Annotated in this window: 14 protein-coding genes; 9 read left to right on the forward strand and 5 right to left on the reverse strand. The window is 53.0% G+C overall.

The window, feature by feature from the left end; genetic code table 11:
* Positions 1-292: 292 nt before the first annotated feature.
* From Q0Y21_RS02435 to Q0Y21_RS02445, 3 genes are all read left to right on the forward strand, one after another.
* The gene (locus Q0Y21_RS02435) at positions 293-910 is read left to right on the forward strand and encodes a DUF6088 family protein (protein WP_297791190.1); all 618 of its coding nucleotides are present in this window, start codon (positions 293-295) and stop codon (positions 908-910) included.
* Between the two features lie 4 nt (positions 911-914).
* Complete coding sequence (locus tag Q0Y21_RS02440) at positions 915-1,961, forward strand: nucleotidyl transferase AbiEii/AbiGii toxin family protein (protein ID WP_297791192.1); 1,047 nt, start codon at positions 915-917, stop codon at positions 1,959-1,961.
* A 362-nt stretch (positions 1,962-2,323) separates the two neighbouring features.
* The gene (locus Q0Y21_RS02445) at positions 2,324-6,355 is read left to right on the forward strand and encodes a hypothetical protein (RefSeq protein ID WP_297791194.1); all 4,032 of its coding nucleotides are present in this window, start codon (positions 2,324-2,326) and stop codon (positions 6,353-6,355) included.
* A gap of 577 nt (positions 6,356-6,932) precedes the next feature.
* Here the strand turns inward: Q0Y21_RS02445 and Q0Y21_RS02450 are convergent.
* Positions 6,933-7,394 carry an RDD family protein gene (locus tag Q0Y21_RS02450; RefSeq protein ID WP_297791196.1) on the reverse strand — a complete coding sequence of 154 codons (462 nt, stop codon included), beginning with the start codon at positions 7,392-7,394 and terminating at the stop codon, positions 6,933-6,935.
* 251 nt (positions 7,395-7,645) lie between these two features.
* Positions 7,646-8,122, reverse strand: a complete 477-nt coding sequence (locus Q0Y21_RS02455; RefSeq protein WP_297791198.1) for a DUF1499 domain-containing protein — start codon at positions 8,120-8,122, stop codon at positions 7,646-7,648.
* A 180-nt stretch (positions 8,123-8,302) separates the two neighbouring features.
* Here Q0Y21_RS02455 and Q0Y21_RS02460 point away from each other — a divergent pair, with 180 nt between their 5' ends.
* The 3 genes from Q0Y21_RS02460 to Q0Y21_RS02470 all read left to right on the forward strand — a co-directional run bounded on the left by Q0Y21_RS02460 (position 8,303) and on the right by Q0Y21_RS02470 (position 10,274).
* Complete coding sequence (locus Q0Y21_RS02460) at positions 8,303-8,599, forward strand: hypothetical protein (protein WP_297791200.1); 297 nt, start codon at positions 8,303-8,305, stop codon at positions 8,597-8,599.
* The gene (locus Q0Y21_RS02465) at positions 8,596-9,534 is read left to right on the forward strand and encodes a M14 family metallocarboxypeptidase (RefSeq protein ID WP_297791202.1); all 939 of its coding nucleotides are present in this window, start codon (positions 8,596-8,598) and stop codon (positions 9,532-9,534) included. The genes Q0Y21_RS02460 and Q0Y21_RS02465 overlap by 4 nt, the downstream gene beginning before the upstream one ends.
* A 125-nt stretch (positions 9,535-9,659) precedes the next feature.
* Entirely contained in the window at positions 9,660-10,274 is a 615-nt protein-coding gene (locus tag Q0Y21_RS02470; RefSeq protein ID WP_012136640.1) for a DUF2238 domain-containing protein, read from the forward strand.
* A gap of 78 nt (positions 10,275-10,352) precedes the next feature.
* Here Q0Y21_RS02470 and Q0Y21_RS02475 read toward each other — a convergent pair whose 3' ends face one another.
* Positions 10,353-11,393, reverse strand: coding sequence for a succinylglutamate desuccinylase (locus tag Q0Y21_RS02475; RefSeq protein ID WP_297791206.1), 1,041 nt, complete (start codon positions 11,391-11,393; stop codon positions 10,353-10,355).
* The gene (locus Q0Y21_RS02480; RefSeq protein WP_297791208.1) at positions 11,390-12,874 is read right to left on the reverse strand and encodes a hypothetical protein; all 1,485 of its coding nucleotides are present in this window, start codon (positions 12,872-12,874) and stop codon (positions 11,390-11,392) included. The genes Q0Y21_RS02475 and Q0Y21_RS02480 overlap by 4 nt, the downstream gene beginning before the upstream one ends.
* 379 nt (positions 12,875-13,253) lie before the next feature.
* On the opposite strand from Q0Y21_RS02480, the gene Q0Y21_RS02485 reads away from it, so the two are divergent.
* A complete protein-coding gene (locus Q0Y21_RS02485; RefSeq protein WP_297791210.1) occupies positions 13,254-14,159 on the forward strand; it encodes a GGDEF domain-containing protein in 906 nt (301 codons plus the stop codon).
* Between the two features lie 600 nt (positions 14,160-14,759).
* On the forward strand, positions 14,760-15,305 hold the full coding sequence (locus Q0Y21_RS02490) for a hypothetical protein (protein ID WP_297791212.1): 546 nt from the start codon (positions 14,760-14,762) through the stop codon (positions 15,303-15,305).
* A gap of 25 nt (positions 15,306-15,330) precedes the next feature.
* Here Q0Y21_RS02490 and Q0Y21_RS02495 read toward each other — a convergent pair whose 3' ends face one another.
* A complete protein-coding gene (locus tag Q0Y21_RS02495) occupies positions 15,331-16,155 on the reverse strand; it encodes a MipA/OmpV family protein (RefSeq protein ID WP_297791214.1) in 825 nt (274 codons plus the stop codon).
* A 214-nt stretch (positions 16,156-16,369) separates the two neighbouring features.
* Here Q0Y21_RS02495 and Q0Y21_RS02500 point away from each other — a divergent pair, with 214 nt between their 5' ends.
* The gene (locus Q0Y21_RS02500; RefSeq protein ID WP_297791215.1) at positions 16,370-17,377 is read left to right on the forward strand and encodes a Tat pathway signal protein; all 1,008 of its coding nucleotides are present in this window, start codon (positions 16,370-16,372) and stop codon (positions 17,375-17,377) included.
* Positions 17,378-17,385 lie beyond the last annotated feature (8 nt).

The raw sequence follows: 17,385 nt of genomic DNA on the forward strand, positions 1-17,385 counted from the left end.
ACTATACCTTTTGACCCTGAGGAAGAATGACCTTTAGCCAATGCGTCAACGGGACCAGTTTTCCGCTGCCGCTCCGAACCGGCCCTTTACACTGTCGTTATCCCTTAATTTGAATGTTCGCTTTAGCGACGGCTACTCACAGATCTCAGCTAAACAAAAGCGAACATTCTTAGCGCCATAGATCCTTGGCTTTTCTGCCCTCGTTGATAGTTGGTGAAAAATTCGTCAGAATGGTATACAATCTGTTTAGCGAGTTGGCTCGTTATCCGAGTATTTTTAAAGGGTTAAGGCAATGACCATCAGCGAAAAAGTTGCGGAGTACGTAAAGAGGCAGCCTTACGGGGGCGTTTTTACGCATAAGCAGTTGGTGAAGCGCTTCGGAGGCCATGGTCCCCTCATTTCTCAGAGCCTCAAGAAACTGAAGGAAGCCGAGATTGTTGCGCCCCTCGAACGAGGCCTATGGCAACGGCCCAAGCCGACCCGGTTCGGGCCTGCCTTTGCTACTCCAGAGAAGGTTGTTTCGGTTCTCGCAAAGGAACGGAAAGCCTTTGTCGTGCCTTCAGGCGCAAAGGCCCTGAATGAATTCGGGGCGTCGACCCAAATGCCAATGAAGCCTGTATTTATCACGACGAAACGTATCCAGCCGATCAAGCTGGGAAAGGCCCAGATCGAGTTCAAATACAGCCAGGCCTTTGAACACGCAGTGGAACAGCTGAGTGGACTGTCAAAGAGTGAAAAGGAAACGGCCGCTCGATTGTGGGTAGCACTTGAGTACGCCGGAAAGGAGCATGTGAAGCGAGAGGAAAATGTGTTCAAGAACGTTTATCTCTCGCTGTCAGAGAAAGGTCAAAAAAAACTGATTTCAGCGCTTGAGGGCAAGCTGAAGTGGGCGCAACCGATCCTGGAGTAAGGCAATGGCTAAACCGTACCTGTTTACGCTGAGTGACGCCGAGAAGAAGGACCTGTTTACGGCGGGTGCATCGAGAACGGGATTGCCCAGCTACGTACTGGAGAAAGACTACTATGTGACACTGGTCTTGAAGCTTCTTTTTGAGAAACTCAAGCCAAGCCATACCGGGAAGAGTTCCACACCGTTCATGTTTAAAGGCGGAACTACGCTCAGCAAGGTTTTTCAATGCATCGATCGAATGTCTGAAGACATCGACCTTTCGCTTGATATGAAATTCCTTGGGCACCCCGAGCCTGAGGGTGGGGAAAAGAACACTCCTCGAAAAAAGAGAGTCGAGAAGCTGAATTCGGCGGCGGCCGATAACGTATACAACGTTTTGGCTCCCTTCCTGCTTGAAGAACTGGAGCAGATTCACTCGGACTTCAGCGTTAAGGTGATGCCAAACGGCCTGGACATCGAGATTTTCTACCCTCAGCTTTTCCAGGCGCCAGCTGGCGGATACATAAGGCCGAGGGTGCTGCTTGAGTGTGGTGGGAAGGCTGGCCTGGAGCCGTCAGACACCCACGCGGTAACTCCGATGGTGCTAGAAGGTCTGGGAGTTCAGCACGATGACAGTTGCATCGTCGATGTTCTGGGATGTGATCGCACGTTCTTTGAAAAACTCACCGCCCTCCATGAAATCAATCATCGAGGCGTGGCGAGTCTGGGTGAACGTCAGTCGCGGCATATCTATGACGTTATCGCGATTCACGAGCAAAACCCCGAATTCATTGAAAATCAGGATTTGCTAGCCAAGGTTGTGGACCACAAACAGAAGTACTTCAAACGAGCGACGGCCAAATGGAACGAAGCGGTACCGGGCTCACTCAAGATTATGCCGGAAGGGGAGGTGGCCAAGGCGCTGGAAGAGGATTGGGAGAAAATGGGTGTTATGTTTCCCGGTGATCTCCCATGGTCTTTCGCCGACATGATGCAGAGGCTCAAGGCGATTAGCGATCAAGTAAACCGGCCGAAGGCCTCGGGGGAGGATATCGAACCGAAGTCGATTTAAACGACTCTTACTGTATTAGCTCAATGATTTCGGACACCTCTTGGTTGCTAAAATCGCCTTGTTGCACCATGTATCTTATGGCCGGGTTCGAGCCCATTACTGCGGACATTCCTAAAAAGAAGCTGAATTTCTCCGAGGTAAAGTGATGATCTATTCGCCTGAATGTCCGCTTTGCGACCCCTCGCAGCCCAGGCAATACTAAACAAAAGCGAACATTTCCCCATCCATTTAACAATAGCGCTCGGCTCAAGAGGGTATAACTGGAAGATTTCTCTTTGGGCAGATTTCGAGTCTGTTCATAGGGGCTATATGTCAGCCAAAATGGGCCCTTTCAAAGGCGGTAGACTAGGCTTGGCGTTAAAATGAGTGAAGAATTCTATTTACCCCGAACACTGAACCATGAGGATGACTGCCTCACCGAGGAACAGCTGCTTAAGAGCAGTTCTGTCATAATCGTTCTCGCAGAGCCCGGTGCGGGGAAGTCCGAACTTCTGAAAAGCTTAGGACTTCAATTGGGGGTAAAATCGGAATCTGCCAGATTATTCAAGCTGGAGACTGAACCACGTCAATGTGATTTCCTAGTCCTTGATGGGCTTGACGAAGTTGCAAGGCTCAACGAGTCAGGCCTTGATGAGCTTATTTCCAAGGCCAGGAAAACCCAACCTAAGAAGGTTATCTTCGCCAGTCGATCTAGCGAGTGGGAAGAGTCAAACACCCACCTTGTCAAAGAATGTTTCGCGACAGATCCTTATGTTACCTATCTGAATGCTCTTTCAGAGAATGAGCAGCAGGCATTCTTCGAACATCTCTTCCCCGAACAAGATTTTTCGAAGTTCCTACAAGCTGTAGATGCCTTCGATCTTGCTCCACTTCTTGGGAACCCGCTCTTTCTTAGTCTGTTCTCTGAAGCCTTTGTGGAAAGCCAAGGCAATTTTGTAGATAAGAGGCAGGTCTTTCATGACGCGGTTGAGAGGCTCGCCTTTGAGGCAAATAAGCAGCGTCCCCAGAGAAACAGCGTTTCATCTGATCTAAAAATCGAGATATCCAAAGAAGCTTTTACTGTACTTCTACTTTCGGGCGCCGTCGGCATCAGCATTGCGGATACGCTAAAGACGGATCTGTTCCCCCGTCTGCAAAGTATCGTGTCTTCCACCAGACACAACCCTAACTGTGTCCTGGACTCAAGATTGTTTGTCCCAACTGATGATCAGAACTCTCACCGTCCAGTACACCGGGTTGTCGAGGAATATTGTGCGGCCGAGTATCTTGCTCAACGAATCGATGATCCAGGTGATCCATTATCACTACGACAGTGTTTTGCCCTCATAGCCCCCAATTCCGTTGTCCGCGAAGAATTGCGAGGCCTCTTAGGTTGGCTCGCTGCCGTTGGCGGAGAAAGCATACAGCGGGGAGCGATACAGCTCGCTCCGTACGCAGTGCTAGCAAACGGGGATCCTTCCCGATTGACTACGCGCTCAAAAATATACTTACTTCATGCGCTTAGAAAGCAAGCGGATGATGATCCCTACTTCCGTGGTGGTGATGTATGGCGATCACTCAACATTTCGGGATTTTTCTCGGCCGATCTCAAGGAGCCAGTTCGCGAGTTATTGTTCGATATAAATGCTGGTATCCAAGTCAGAGCCCTAGTGTTGGATCTTTTGGAAGGAACGCCTGCTGCAACTGAACTGGATCGGGATCTTACCAACCTGATGCTTGATGATTCGGAGCCGGCCGGGTTGCGCCGTCTCGCTGCTCACTGCCTCGTCGCTATTCACAACCGTGATCACAAGTCGAACCTACATGATTTGATAGCCAGAGGCGATGCGGTTTCTCTCGAACTAGGTGCCATGTTTTTCAGGGAACTCGGCAGCCAACAGTTTGGCCGAGAATCACAGAAGGCGCTTCTATTGGGCTCCGCCGTTCTTTATTCAAACGATGATGCACTGAGAGCGGACGACAACGTAGGTTCCCGACTTTTCATCACTCGATATATCCGCTCCCTCAACGGCAAAGAGGTTGCTTGGCTCCTTGACGAGCTGAGCAAAGGGCTACAATGCACGTGCGGTGCCGAAAACCGGTTTGAGTGCCATTGCAGGGACGGTATCAGCAAGATTATCGGGCATTTGCTCGATCAATTTTTTGAGAGCGAGCATGACGATTTTGAGGCGCCCAGAATTTATCGTTGGATCCGAAACCTCAACTTCCACAACGATATCGATGGACAGCGGAGTAAGGCGACGGAAGTACTTCAGAAGAACCATTTGCTTCGACAGGAACTATTGAAAATAGCTTGTGATGATCGAACTGCTTCCGAAACCGACGAGCCTTTTCTCAACCCGTTTTTGTTCCACCCTCACATCCACTCTGGCATTAAGCTACAAGCTCAGGACCTGGTCGTCTTGGCCCGATATGCCTTTACCCTGGGCAATATACGTTTGTGGTGTGCTCTTCACATGAGAGCGGTTCCTAAAACACGCAGCAATTTTCAGGAAGTATCAAAGCTTAGACATCTAATGCGCCAACAAGCGGCTGAGGCCAGTGAGTTCATGCGCCATTGGTACAAGTTAGAGCGTGAATCCAAGGCATGGTGGAAAGAAAACCAACTAAGGTGGGAGAGGAAAAGCCGCAAGTATCAAGCAAAACGAGAAAAGCGGTTGGCGCGGAATAGGGCGGCTATTGAGCGTGATCGCGATTTATTTGAATCCGGTAAAAATCTCGGCTTCCTGGGGGATATTGCTAGCCACTATCTTCAGGATCCTGAGAAGGTAGAGGGACTCTTCGGGGATCTGGAGCCAATTCGCCGGTCGTTTATCAATTGCCTGCCACATCTCCAACGTCAACTTCCTTCTCTCGAGGAAGCAGCCAAACTCCATGGCGCAAGCCGGTATCTAAAAGCTGAATGGATTTTGATAGCATCAAGTGTTGAAATATTCCGGAAGACCGGTTCACTCGAAACGCTCGATCAGCAAGCCCTCGAAATACTTAGGGCGAATATCGATCTAAGATTCGATAGCATCCAAAAGGATGAGTGGACTCAAATTCGTGATGAGGTGGATGCTCGCCTATTCCAAAACGATGCAGACAAGCGCAGCTATTTGATTCGGTTCGTCCAAACACAGCTGGACAGTCATGATCCCGACGGAAAAGCGGAAGGGGTCCATTGGCTTCGTGATGATCCGATGTTTTCGTCCATTGCCGGTCCGCTTGCTCTTGAGTGGCTCGACGACTATCGCGGCAATAAAACTTGGGTGTTGGAATGCCTCTTTGACGCTGCTTTGAAGGCCGGTCGCGTGGATGAGCTGGCCGGGCGGGTTCAGAAGCGAGCACATGAATGTCTGGAGGCATGGTCAAGTGCGTGCGACAGGACTCCACGCGAGCCAGAACTTGTTTTTTGGTGCTTACGGCATCTTTACTTTGTACCTGACCTCCATCCGCTCATGTCAGATTGGCTTTCTAGCGACCAGGACCTTATTTTCGAGTTTGAGTCCCTGTTCGGCGGGCTAATGAGAACCGGGACTCCGTCTTGGCCACGCCTAAGCGCCAAAAAAATACGTTTGATTCTGGAATCGTTCATTGACGACTGGCCAGAGGTGCACTTACCCAATCATTGGGGGTCTGATAGCCCGAGAGAAGAGCGAGCCTATAGGCTTTTGAATGATCTGGTGTGGCAGATAGCAAATGACCACCCGGAGAGCAGCTTGTTGGTCCTGGACCAGCTCCAAGCTGACGGGCGCTTCGAATGTTTTCGGGAGAAGCTCAAAACGATAAAAAGTGGCGCTTATCGCACGATTGCGCTTAGAGACTTTAGTCCGCCGTCCCCCTCCGACATTTTCAATGTGCTTCACCGAGATGAAGTAGTGACGGTTGAAGGCCTCAGGCAACTGGTGCTGGAAGAGCTCGAAAAACTTCAGGGTGAAATATCAGGCGGTGAATTTGATACAGGCAATCTCTTTTACAGCGGCGCTAAGAGGCTCGGAGAAGTTGAGGCTTCCAAACGAGTTGCGGATCGTCTCTCTCTCAAGCTTCAACCCAAAGGCATCAAGATTGAAATTGAAGACCAAGTTAAGAGCGCTAATCGCTGCGACATCTCGGCGGTCAGAATGTCTTCTGGCAAGGAATTGATGCTTCCCATTGAGGCAAAAGGACAATGGCACGAAGATCTGTATACAGCCGCCTCAATGCAACTCGATCAGCTCTATGCTATTCACCCGGCAGCTCAGGGCCAAGGCATTTACTTAGTCTTCTGGTTTGGATCCTGGGAGAAAGTCAAAGGTCGACAAGGACATGGCCAGGAGACAGCCAGTCAGCTAAAAGAGACCATCGAAGAGCGTCTCGACCATGGACTTAAAGGGCGCATCGACATCTTCGTCTTGGACGTGTCACGTGGATGAAAAGACCGTAGAGTCATCCTAGAACCTCTCTATGGGGCGCACAGCAAACGGGGTAGAACCCGACTACCGAGAGTCGGCCGTGATAGGAAAATTTCTTGGGATTGAACTGGCCTTGGTACTCATTGCCACGCTGTCCTTCAGTCAGATCTACGGGCAGTATGTGGAAAATGCAGTTCGCTAACATGGAGTCGAAAAAGCTAGTGTTTAGCTATTCGGGCGCATGAAAGTGATCACACCTAACAATTCACGCCACACGGACGAATCAGAGCACGTCGGCGCGCTCTAGCGTTATTCCAAAATTCGAACGTTCGCTTTGCGACCTAACCGAACGATGAATTGTTGGCCAGAGCGCGGAAAACCGGGACAGATCTGTTTTTCGAACCCTTTCAAACCGCGAAATAAATCTGTCCCAGTTTCGGTCCCTTATGGACGTTGAGACAGCGGTATTGGCCTACAAAATTGTGTCAGCACAATGTCTCGCTTGGTGTGGAATCCTGTTGAGGTAAGAGCAGCAGCATTGGCCCCTTTCTCTCTCATATTCAGTCGGCCTTTGCAGCAAACCTCCTATACACGTATTTCAGGAGTCGAACGAAACCGGTTTCGGTGCCCGGTGCTTCTTCCGCACAACCACGGTCCCCGCGAGCTTGTCATGCCAGCCCTGCTTGCGGGCATCAAAGGCCACCCAGAAATAGCCAAGACCAAGAGGTATTAAGGAGAGGTAGTATGCGAGGTAGCGTCCGATCAGCTGGCCAGTGGTTGCAGCATTGCCAGTTTTGGCATCAACAATTTTGGCAGAAACGGCCATTTTCCCTGGCGTCGCCTGTTTTGATACCCAAAATAGAATCACAGCTATAGCAGGAAACACCCAGGACAAAAGAAAATCCATAGGCCCAACAATCAAACTTGTATTATCCCAATAGGACTCACCATAGAACGCCGTGAGCAAGGGAAACACAATAATACCTATCAAGACTGTATCGATCAGCGTTGCGCCAGTTCGAGCCCAAAAGCCGACGTATTCCAGGTCATCGTATTCCATACTTCATCCTTTAATTTTTTGAGTTTGCTTCCCGCGCGGGCCTACAGTGAGGTGACCTTCTTCGGTGAAATTTGGCATTACAGAGCGCAAGTTACCAACCTAGCAACAATCTGCACAGTTCAAAAAATGAAACGAATTGTTACGGAAAATCCGGGCAGATCTACTTTCCCGGATCTGTCCCGGTTTAGCTAGGCGGTAACAAGTTCAGAGATGAAACTGGAAAAATAGATCTGTCCCGGTTTCGCCTTCCCTCAGTCAGCACTTTTCAGAGCCTGGCTATTACCGCTGGCAACACCAGACTCAACCAGATTGTGCCTGAAGCGCTCCACGCGGCGCCGGTTAACTCCCAGATCATAAAAGCCGACTAGCGACTGGGATCGGACATCAAGACTGCGTCGGTCCGGGCTCACCAGAACCTCGAAGTAGTCGGGAAAGCGGAGCAGGTCGCTATGAAAGGTCATGTCCAGATAGCCAAAGCGCGAGTCATTGAGCCTGGCGCCCGGCATTTCAGTGGCGACAGCTTTCACGGTGTCCCATGTCGGCTGATCCAGGGGCGCAGTCAGCTGAATGGGTTCCACGTAATAGAGGCCCACTGATGAGGTGCTGGATACACAGTTCAGGAAGGGTGTACAGCCATCCAGAGTGAACTCGGTACCGGAGGAAGGTACATGGCTGGTCGAAGTGCAGCCTGTTAGTAGGAGTGCTGTCAGTAGAGCAAAAAATCGCATGTTTGATTCCGGATGAGCCATTGTCGGGTGGGAAGCCAGTGTAGCTCCATGCTGACGGTCGGTGTAGCGGAAACCGGGACAGATCTATTTTTGATGGATTGAACGGCATAGAATTGGCGAACGGTATCAACTGGATGTTCATGTGGCACCCAGATAACAAGCGCAGCGACAGGCCTTATTATGCATTTGGATAAAGCAAAAAAGCGCATTGCAAAGCAGGTTAAGAAGGGCTTTCATGGCTATCCGTTGGTTTCTCTGGAGTATTTTGGTAAAGCGAACTTTGGTAAAACGCCGGATTCAGCCACCGAAGTCGTTGTTTCATTTACTGAGGAAGAGGGCGCCGATCCTCAGAAGCAAACGTTTGTAAGTGGCGGTGACGCCCGGGAAGATGAAACGATTCAATCCACCCTCGTGAAAATTATTGAGCGGGCGGATGCCAAAACGGTGACCGAGATCGACGGTATTTCCACGATATGAACTCCGCTTCAGCGGCCTATCCAATCGGTACGCCCGGCACTCCCTGGGGCGACGCGGAACGTGCTGAGTGGCTGTCACGGCAGACCCGTCAACGCAGTTACGAGTCCGACGTGTTGAGCGTGGTCGAGCGGCTACGTTCGCGCTTCAACGTGCAAGAGTATGGCCGTCTGGAATATGGCCCGGACGTTTATCCGCTGATGGCAATCCGCAGCCGCGACTGGCGTGCCGATCGGCCGGTGGTGCTGATTACCGGCGGAGTGCATGGCTATGAAACGAGCGGTGTTCACGGTGCGCTGCAGTTCGTTGAGCAGCAGGCAGCGGATTATGCCGGGCGAGTAAACCTGTTGGTCGCGCCTTGCGTCAGCCCCTGGGCTTACGAACGCATTCATCGCTGGAACGCGAACGCGATTGATCCAAACCGCTCGTTTCGTGATGACGGCCAGGCCGGGGAGTCGGCGGCGCTCATGCAACTGGTCGCTTCGATCGATGAGCCAATGCTGCTGCACATCGACCTGCACGAGACCACTGATACCGACGAAACGGAGTTTCGCCCGGCGCTTGCGGCCCGTGATGGCAAACCGTTTGAGCCGGGGAGCATTCCGGACGGCTTCTACCTGGTGGATGACACCGAGAGCCCGCACCCGGAATTCCAGCAGGCGTTGATCAAGGCAGTGGAAAAGATCACCCATATCGCGCCGGCGGATGACAACGGCGAGATCCTCGGTTCACCGGCGGCCGCCCGGGGCGTTATTCAGTATCCGCTGGCGCAGCTTGGCCTTTGCACCAGCATGACCAACGCCCGCTACAGGACCACCACCGAGGTCTACCCGGACAGCGAGCGGGTGACCCCTGAGCAATGCAACGCCGCGCAGGTTGCCGCGGTGTGTGCGGCGATCGACTATGCGCTGGCAGTAGGAAAGCCGGGATCGTTTTAGTTTCCTTTCTTGAATTTCGCTACACATTCCTTTCGACTGTGCGATCAAAGAATAATGTAAGTAGTTTTCCGTTCGAATCAGTGTAACGCTATCAGACGTCTACTGTATTGGAGGCTTGCCATTTGATGAATCCATGGATTCTTTGTTGGGCGTTCATTTTTGGAAGTGTGCTGATCTGGTCGGGCATTGACCCGAAGGATCAATTGACATGGTTCCTTGAGGTATCCCCCGGAATCGTCGGCGGTCTGCTCCTGTTGGTCACTTATAGGCGATTCCCACTCACCCCATTGCTGTATACGCTGATCCTGGCCCACTGTGTGATTCTGTTTGTGGGCGGGCACTACACCTACGCCGAGGTGCCACTGTTTGACGGCCTGTTTGGTAGTGAGCGAAACAACTACGACAAACTGGGGCATTTTTTCCAGGGTCTGGTACCAGCGTTAATTGCGCGGGAAATTCTTGTGCGTCGCAACGTGGTGCGTGGTGGTTGGCTGGTGTTGTTTGTTGTTTCCATTGCACTGGCCTTCAGTGCCTTCTACGAGATGATCGAGTGGTGGGTGGCGTTGCTGTCGGACGACGCCGCGGACGCTTTCCTCGGAGCCCAGGGATACGTCTGGGATACACAGTCTGATATGTTCATGGCGTTGATAGGTGCTATCTGTGGGGTAGTGTTTTTGTCCCGCTGGCACGACGTGCAACTGTCGTTGCTGGCGAAGGGGAAGAAAATCGGCACAGATTAAGAAGAAAAAACGGGGCAGATTTATTGTTTGGCTACTTACTTATCCCCGCCTGTCACGGGAAAACCGGCTCGCTATGGTCTAAAAAATGGGATCGCCCGTTGCTTTGACGGCATAGAACAGGCAATCGCTCTTCGCAATCGCCGGGTTGGTGGTGATCATGAAGGCCTTGAGAGCCTGGGCGGGGTAGATTCGCCCATCCCTGATTTGAAGTACCTGTTCCATGTTCTCGGTCCGGTTGTGGCTGATCGCCGTGAGAACGTCCAGGCCTTTTTGCCCAACCCATCCGAGAGGCTCATCCGGCGACACAATCCCGAAATTGCGGTGTTCGATGTCGGGCGGAAACGTGAGGTCCGCCTGCCCACTGGGCGTTAATCGGTACTCGATAGTCGCATCGGGTGCCAACTCCACTCGAATCGGGTTGCGCAGCACAGCAACGTTCCAATCCGCTTTTTCCTGCGATAGCACGTCTGGCTGTGAGGCATACCGAACAAGCCCTTCGTACGCCAGTTGGTGCGCGTGATCATCCTGAGACCCGCCACACTCGATGGTCACCGTGGGAACCTCCTGTTCGGAATATTCCATCAGTGCACCCAGGCGAAGATCCGTCATGATCAGCCGGTCAGTAAAGAGCGACGCCAGCGCTTGATGGGCAGCGTCGTTGGTGATGGTCACAGCGAAGGCAGGGCCGGTGCCTGAGGTGTTGTGCACATCCAGCAGGCACTCGGGGTTGGCTGTCTGAAGCTCGGTCAGCATGGCCTCGGCAATGGCGCCTTCCTCTCCTTCAAACGGTTCTTTGAAGCACCGGTTCAGATCACGTCCGCCTGGCCGTTGGCGCAGCGAGAATATCGGCGGGGTTTTCGCGGGATGGACGCCGCCCAGAAGGAACAGCAGGTTGACTTCCGGGGTGTGCTGCTCCAGTAACCATCGGTGAATCGCGAACAGCCCTGAGGGTTCGTTGCCGTGAAGCAGCGTTGCCATGGCCCGGGTCCTGGAAGGATCGCGGCCAGCAACGCGAATCACCGTGGGCCGTTGCAGCCGGTTCAGCCACTCCAGGGGCGAGCGGCCCAGTGTCTGGGGTGACGGGTTGTTGAGATAATCCAGGGTGTCCGAGTGGCTCATGGCGACAACGTCCATTCGTGCAGTGGTGTGTTTTTCTTCTGGTTGCCCATGTAAAGAGACAGCATACTCTTGAACGCCTCGTCGGTAGTCTGGGATCTGAAAAAAGACTCGGTGATCTGGCGCTGCCATCGGGCGCCCGTCATCCCGGTTTGAATGCGGCCTTCGATGATCCCGAGCAGGCGGTGGATCTCCGCCTCGTCCACCGCGGTTCGTTGCAAGGCTTCCCGGGCGCGCGGCAGCAGGTCACGGGCAACGTTCAACAGGGGGGTATCCTGTAACTGTACCTGGTCTTTGTGCGGCCAGATAATGTCTGCACCGATGCCGTATTTGGCGGCACGATAGAAATTGTGTTCGGTGTAATGAAAGGGGAGTATCGACGTCAGGTGACGGATATCCTCGAGTACCGCCAATGCCGCGCCGATGACGAACAGCCCGTTCGCGCACATATCCACGGCCGTTGGTCCGGCCGGCATGGAACGAATCTCGATGCGCAGATGGCCGCCTTCTTTGTGATCAAAAATGGCCCGGTTCCAGGGCCACGTAGTGCCATGGTGCAGTCGCAGTTCGGTCAGTTCCGGTACGTCTCCCCGAGCAATAACAGCCATCGGATCTTCTTCCGACATCAATGGAAGGATGGGGGGATACAAGGATGCCGAAGCTGCAAACAGCTCCCAGGCGCTGCGTGCCCAGCCGTTGCCGTAATAGACCCGTGGCGGGTGTTTCCAGGTTCTGTGGTTGGGTGACCGGCTGTCGACGGCTTGTTTGAACAGGGCGATACGGGTTTCGTCCCAGAGGTGGTGGCCGAACAGGCTGGGCGAATTGCTGGCCAGAGCCAGCGCAATGGGCGTCACCAGCTGGACTGCGTTGAAATAGTCTGCAAAGTGTTGGGCAGGAACGCGCCAGTGCAGTTGGAACGAGGTGTTCGCCCCTTCCATGGTGACGTCGTCCGCTTCCAGGTCGATGACGTCATTGCCACCGATATGGATGCTGAATGGCTCGCCCCGTTGCTGGATCAATGCGTTGGATAGCGCATGGTAGCGGGGTTCGTCTGTCATCACCTTCGCGCCCATATCGGACTGGCGCAAAGTGGGTAGAATGCCGATAGGGACCAGTTCGCCATTCAATGGGGCGGCGTGCTGGTTGATTCGCTGCATGGCCTCGAGCAGTTCCTGCTCGGTTCTGGCAAAGGGGGCTCCTTTGAAGCCCTGGGGGCTGAGGTTGTATTCAAGATTGAAGCGGTTGAGCTCAACCGTCAGTTGTGGGTCCTGAACGCTGGCGGCTAGTTCTGTGTTGATCGGCTGAACGCGCAGGTCCGGGTTTACGATGTAGAACTCGACCTCGGCACCAATGGAAGATCCTCCCTCACCAAAGCCGGGCCGGTCCAGAAGGCGGGTGAGTGCGGTAAGATCCGTTCGTACCTTGGCAGCAAAACGGTCAAATTCTTCCGTTGTAAATTCCGATTGTTTTATCGACAGTCCCATAGTGGCTGTGTCTCTAACACCGACTTACTTTGATAGTAGCGGAAATAGTAGGGAAAGATGTGTCTGGCGGGGAGGCTCAATTTTTCATTGGAAATCTGTCCCGGTTTTCGCGCTTTTTTGGGAGCAAGAAAATGACACAGAACGGACTCTTGCTTCGAAAGCAAGGGGAAGCTGATGCCAGGACAGGCCAGGGTGATCGTTAAGCAGGGGATGGTTCGCCGTCAGATGACTTGATGGTGGAGGTTAATAAAGTATCACTGGCAACCGGGGAATAAGAGGACGAAGATAGGTATCAGCTCTTGAACATGGCGTTCGTTCATGGAAACCGGGACCGCATGCCCCTTGGCTATCACGCGCATTCACAAAGGGAGCGCTGCCAATGCTCGATCATGTTCACGCATTACTCTCGTCCCAGTCTGCCTTTCGAGTTGGTCTGCTTTGCGCGCTGATCTTATTGGTCATTGGTGTCATCGATCAGCTGACAGGGAACGAGATTGCGCTAGCATTTTTTTATCTGATTCCTGTCGGCATTGCGGCCTGGTACCTAAGCCCACGCGCGGCTTTCCTGATGGCCCTGGCGGCCGCTATTGTCTGGCTACTGGTCGACCACACGTCCGGCCAGTCCTATAGCCACCCGGCAATCGCATTCTGGAACGCCCTGGTTCGGCTAAGCTTTTTTGCTCTGACGGTCTATCTCACGTCGATAATTCGAAAGCTCCTGGAAACCCAGACGGCACTTGCACAGATGGATAGTCTGACCGGCCTTCACAATGCCCGGTCGTTCGGGCAGGAATCTGTATCGGTTTTCGATATTTCCCGCCGCCATGGCCACAGTACGGCGCTGGGCTATATCGATATAGACGGCTTCAAAGGTGTAAATGACTTGTTTGGCCACAGTGCAGGTGATGAAATTCTGAAGGCTGTAGGTTGTACTCTGACCAAAAGGCTCAGGGTCTCCGATCTGGGTGCACGGCTGGGCGGCGACGAATTCGCCATACTGCTGCCTGAAACCAGCATGCTTGGCGCACGCAGCTTTTTTAAAGACCTGCACACAGCCCTTGTCAATTTGGCCGGGAGTAACAACTGGCCCATAGGATTCAGCGTAGGGGTGGCCGTGTTTCCTGTTCCACCGTTAAATCCCGACGAAGCAATTCGCCTGGCAGACGACCTGATGTACAAGGTGAAACGCTCTGAGCGGAATAGCGTATTATTCTCTGAATTCGATGCAGGGGCCGAAAACAACGTGAAAACCGGGGCTAGATCAGATTTATTTTTCGAGCGTTAATTCCTCACCAATGGTGTCGTTGCTGTCCTTGCCTTCTATCAGTGCCCGCCATTCACGTCTGCCGGTTCGTAGAATCAATAGGCCGTCTGGGCGGTCTTTGTTTTTGACAGCTTTCTTGTCCTCATTCAGGAATACCGGCTCTATCCATGCATCGAGGGTGGCGCTGGTCCCGACACGGACTCCCCGGGGATTTCAGTAGGGACTGTCGTAGCTCAAGCACGGAGCGCAGGCCTGCGAGTATCACCGAGGTCTACCCGGACAGCGACCGAGTGACCCCTGAGCAATGCAACGCCGCGCAGGTTGCCGCGGTGTGTGCGGCGATCAACTATGCGCTGGCAGGATAAGTGAGGAAACCGGGCCGATCGGCTACTTGTTCCGGGCGGAATTTACGCCCGCACCAGGATCCGTTGGTTTTTTCGCTCGTAGATTTACAAGCCAGGTAAATCTATCTTGATACAACCAATCTCCTAAAGTATTTAGAAACTTATGCGCATTCGTGTAACGCATCGAAGGATTACGTTGGTTCTCCAACTGATACTGGCGGGTGAAACCGTCCTGGCCGTTGTGAGCCAGAATTGGTTCACCGCCTTCCTGACGTCAATGATCATCGCCATTACCTTTTTCCCGCTGCTGTTTGAACGCCGTTTCCGAATACACATCCCTCCTGAGCTGCAGCTGGCTGCCATCGGGTTTGTTTTTGCGTCTCTGTTTCTCGGAGAGATCCGCGGCTATTACACGCGGTTCTGGTGGTGGGATGTGGCCCTGCACACCACATCAGGGTTTTTGCTGGGCATTCTCGGTTTTCTGCTGGTGCACGTTATGAACGAGGCCGAGAAGATTCATGTGCACATGAAACCCGGCTTTGTCGCCTTTTTCGCCTTTATTTTTGCCCTGGGCGTGGGCGCGCTGTGGGAAATTCTAGAGTTCACCATGGATGGCGTCTTCGGCATGAATATGCAAAAGCCGATGCTTGGCGACCCGTCCGGGTTAACGGATACCATGTGGGACCTCATCGTGGATGCAATCGGCGCCTTGGTGGTTTCCGTACTGGGATGGCGCTATCTGAAGAATGCTGACAGAGGCTCGTTTCTGGAACGCTGGATTGATTCTTTTATCGAACGAAATCCAAGATTCTTTAGAAAATGACTGGAAGCGCAAACGGGCTCGGTTTTCAAAAAACATAAATGAAGCCAATACCGATCTCTGCTTCGTAGTTGTTTCGAGATATCGGGCTATCTTTAACGTCACTCCCATAGAGTTCGTAAAGAGCTTCACCGAAGACCTGCCAGTTCTCGTTCAGGTAATTTCGATAGTTAACATTGACCCCGGATGATCTATAACCGCTATCAACATCGGTTTCTGGAAGGCCTGAATCAATGGCCTGTTGTCTGTCCACGCCAAAGTCCCGGTTGGCGAGCTTACCATCGTGGAACGTGACAGCAGCGCCAACTTCCCAGCCAGTGCCGTCAGGTTGGCAACCCAAACACGTTCCGACGCCGAAAATCCCGAGCGTACCAATTTCCCCTGTTAATACACGGCCATCTAAAAAGTAACGCCAGTCTTCTGCAAGGGCATGACGCACTTCCAACAGCAATGCCACCCCAGAATCCGATTCGCCCAACCCATCCAGCCTGCCATCTTCTGAATCGTCCTCTTCACGGCCTTCTTCGTAACCTATAGAGGTTTGAAACAACCAGGCATCCCTGGCCACGCTTCGCCACCCAATAGCTTCACCTGCCCAGAAAAAAAGATGTTCGCCAGTTCGCCACTGAACACCCCCAGCCGGATCGACCTCTATCTCAAATTCGTCCGACCCCTCATAAGCCGTCTCATATTCAACCCCTAGCCCAAGCCCAACACCCCAACCATCGCCATTTGTAAAATCGTCGATAGAGGGCAGAGGAACGAGAGGCGTTCTCGTCTCTGTCGCGTTTACCGATCCATAACATGAAAATGCAGCAAGAAATGTGGCGATTTGAAGGGCTATTTTTTTCATGGTTTCTTTCCCCATCACGGAGGAGATGGTGATGCAACATACTCATCACTATAGATCAAAAGTTTTAATGCACACTGCAGTGCAGAAAACCGGGACAGATTTATTTTCGCGGCTTCTTTGAAGGTTCAGCGCTGACCTGAATCACTACCTCCTCTGCGAAGTTGGGTTAGTATTGGTTTCCAGTTTCCGCCGGTTTCCAGAGTCTGGAGGCACTATGAACTACTCGGACAGGGTCAGTGAAACCTGGCGCCATGGTGAACCAGGCGCCTCACCACACGATTACAGAGAACTGGTGCGGTACGCTACTCTGGCGGCGTCCAGTCATAATACGCAGCCCTGGATATTCAAGCTTGAATCCAACCGGATACAGGTTCTTCCAGATATGTCCAGGCGCTGCCCTGCCGTCGATCCGGATGATCACCACCTTTATGCCAGCCTGGGGTGTGCCACCGAGAATTTGTTGCTTGCAGCGCAGGCGTTCGGGCTGAAGAGCCACTGTCGATTCGATGCATCGACATCGGGGTTGATGATTGACTTTGAAGAGGCGGCGGCCGAGCGGTCTGCGCTTTTCGAGGCGATCCCCCTGCGCCAGTGCAGCCGTTCGGAGTATGACGGTGTGCCGCTCACCACAGAAGAACTGGACCTCTTTCAGGGGGCTGGCGTTGGTGACGGCGTGTCGGTGCTTCTGATGACCCGGGCCGATCAGAAAGATCTGGTTGCAGATTACGTTGCCAGGGGCAACGACGCCCAGTTTGCGGACGCTGCATGGGCTGGTGAACTCAAATCCTGGATTCGGTTCAACGGCAAAGAGGCGGTACGTTCCGGCGATGGCCTGTATGGGCCCGCCATGGGCAACCCGGCCGTGCCCCGTTGGCTGGGATTGCTGGCGATGAAGGGCTCGTTCTCTGCGAAAAACCAGAACAAGAAAGATCATCGGCATATCCACAGTTCATCCGCGATTGCCGTTATCTATTCAGAGGCAGACAACATTCCCCACTGGATTGAGGCTGGGCGGTGTTACCAGCGCCTGGCCCTTCAGGCTGCCGCCCTGGGCCTGCGCACGGCGTTTATTAACCAGCCGGTGGAGGTTGCGACACTGCGCTCGGAATTTGCCCGCGCCATTGGCATCGACGGCCGGCGCCCGGACCTTATTTTGCGGATTGGCCATGGCCCGCAGATGCCGCGCTCTCTCAGGCGGCCGATTGAGGACGTTATCCGGTGACTGTGATT

This window comes from uncultured Marinobacter sp., from assembly GCF_947259545.1.
Lineage (GTDB): Bacteria > Pseudomonadota > Gammaproteobacteria > Pseudomonadales > Oleiphilaceae > Marinobacter.

Coding starts and splice junctions, on each gene's coding strand:
- Q0Y21_RS02475 (WP_297791206.1), bottom strand. CDS start 11,393: ATGAGCCACTCGGACACCCTGGATTATCTCAACAACCCGTCACCCCAG.
- Q0Y21_RS02450 (WP_297791196.1), bottom strand. CDS start 7,394: ATGGAATACGATGACCTGGAATACGTCGGCTTTTGGGCTCGAACTGGC.
- Q0Y21_RS02485 (WP_297791210.1), top strand. CDS start 13,254: ATGCTCGATCATGTTCACGCATTACTCTCGTCCCAGTCTGCCTTTCGA.
- Q0Y21_RS02465 (WP_297791202.1), top strand. CDS start 8,596: ATGAACTCCGCTTCAGCGGCCTATCCAATCGGTACGCCCGGCACTCCC.
- Q0Y21_RS02490 (WP_297791212.1), top strand. CDS start 14,760: ATGATCATCGCCATTACCTTTTTCCCGCTGCTGTTTGAACGCCGTTTC.
- Q0Y21_RS02445 (WP_297791194.1), top strand. CDS start 2,324: ATGAGTGAAGAATTCTATTTACCCCGAACACTGAACCATGAGGATGAC.
- Q0Y21_RS02460 (WP_297791200.1), top strand. CDS start 8,303: ATGCATTTGGATAAAGCAAAAAAGCGCATTGCAAAGCAGGTTAAGAAG.
- Q0Y21_RS02455 (WP_297791198.1), bottom strand. CDS start 8,122: ATGCGATTTTTTGCTCTACTGACAGCACTCCTACTAACAGGCTGCACT.
- Q0Y21_RS02495 (WP_297791214.1), bottom strand. CDS start 16,155: ATGAAAAAAATAGCCCTTCAAATCGCCACATTTCTTGCTGCATTTTCA.
- Q0Y21_RS02500 (WP_297791215.1), top strand. CDS start 16,370: ATGAACTACTCGGACAGGGTCAGTGAAACCTGGCGCCATGGTGAACCA.
- Q0Y21_RS02435 (WP_297791190.1), top strand. CDS start 293: ATGACCATCAGCGAAAAAGTTGCGGAGTACGTAAAGAGGCAGCCTTAC.
- Q0Y21_RS02480 (WP_297791208.1), bottom strand. CDS start 12,874: ATGGGACTGTCGATAAAACAATCGGAATTTACAACGGAAGAATTTGAC.
- Q0Y21_RS02440 (WP_297791192.1), top strand. CDS start 915: ATGGCTAAACCGTACCTGTTTACGCTGAGTGACGCCGAGAAGAAGGAC.
- Q0Y21_RS02470 (WP_012136640.1), top strand. CDS start 9,660: ATGAATCCATGGATTCTTTGTTGGGCGTTCATTTTTGGAAGTGTGCTG.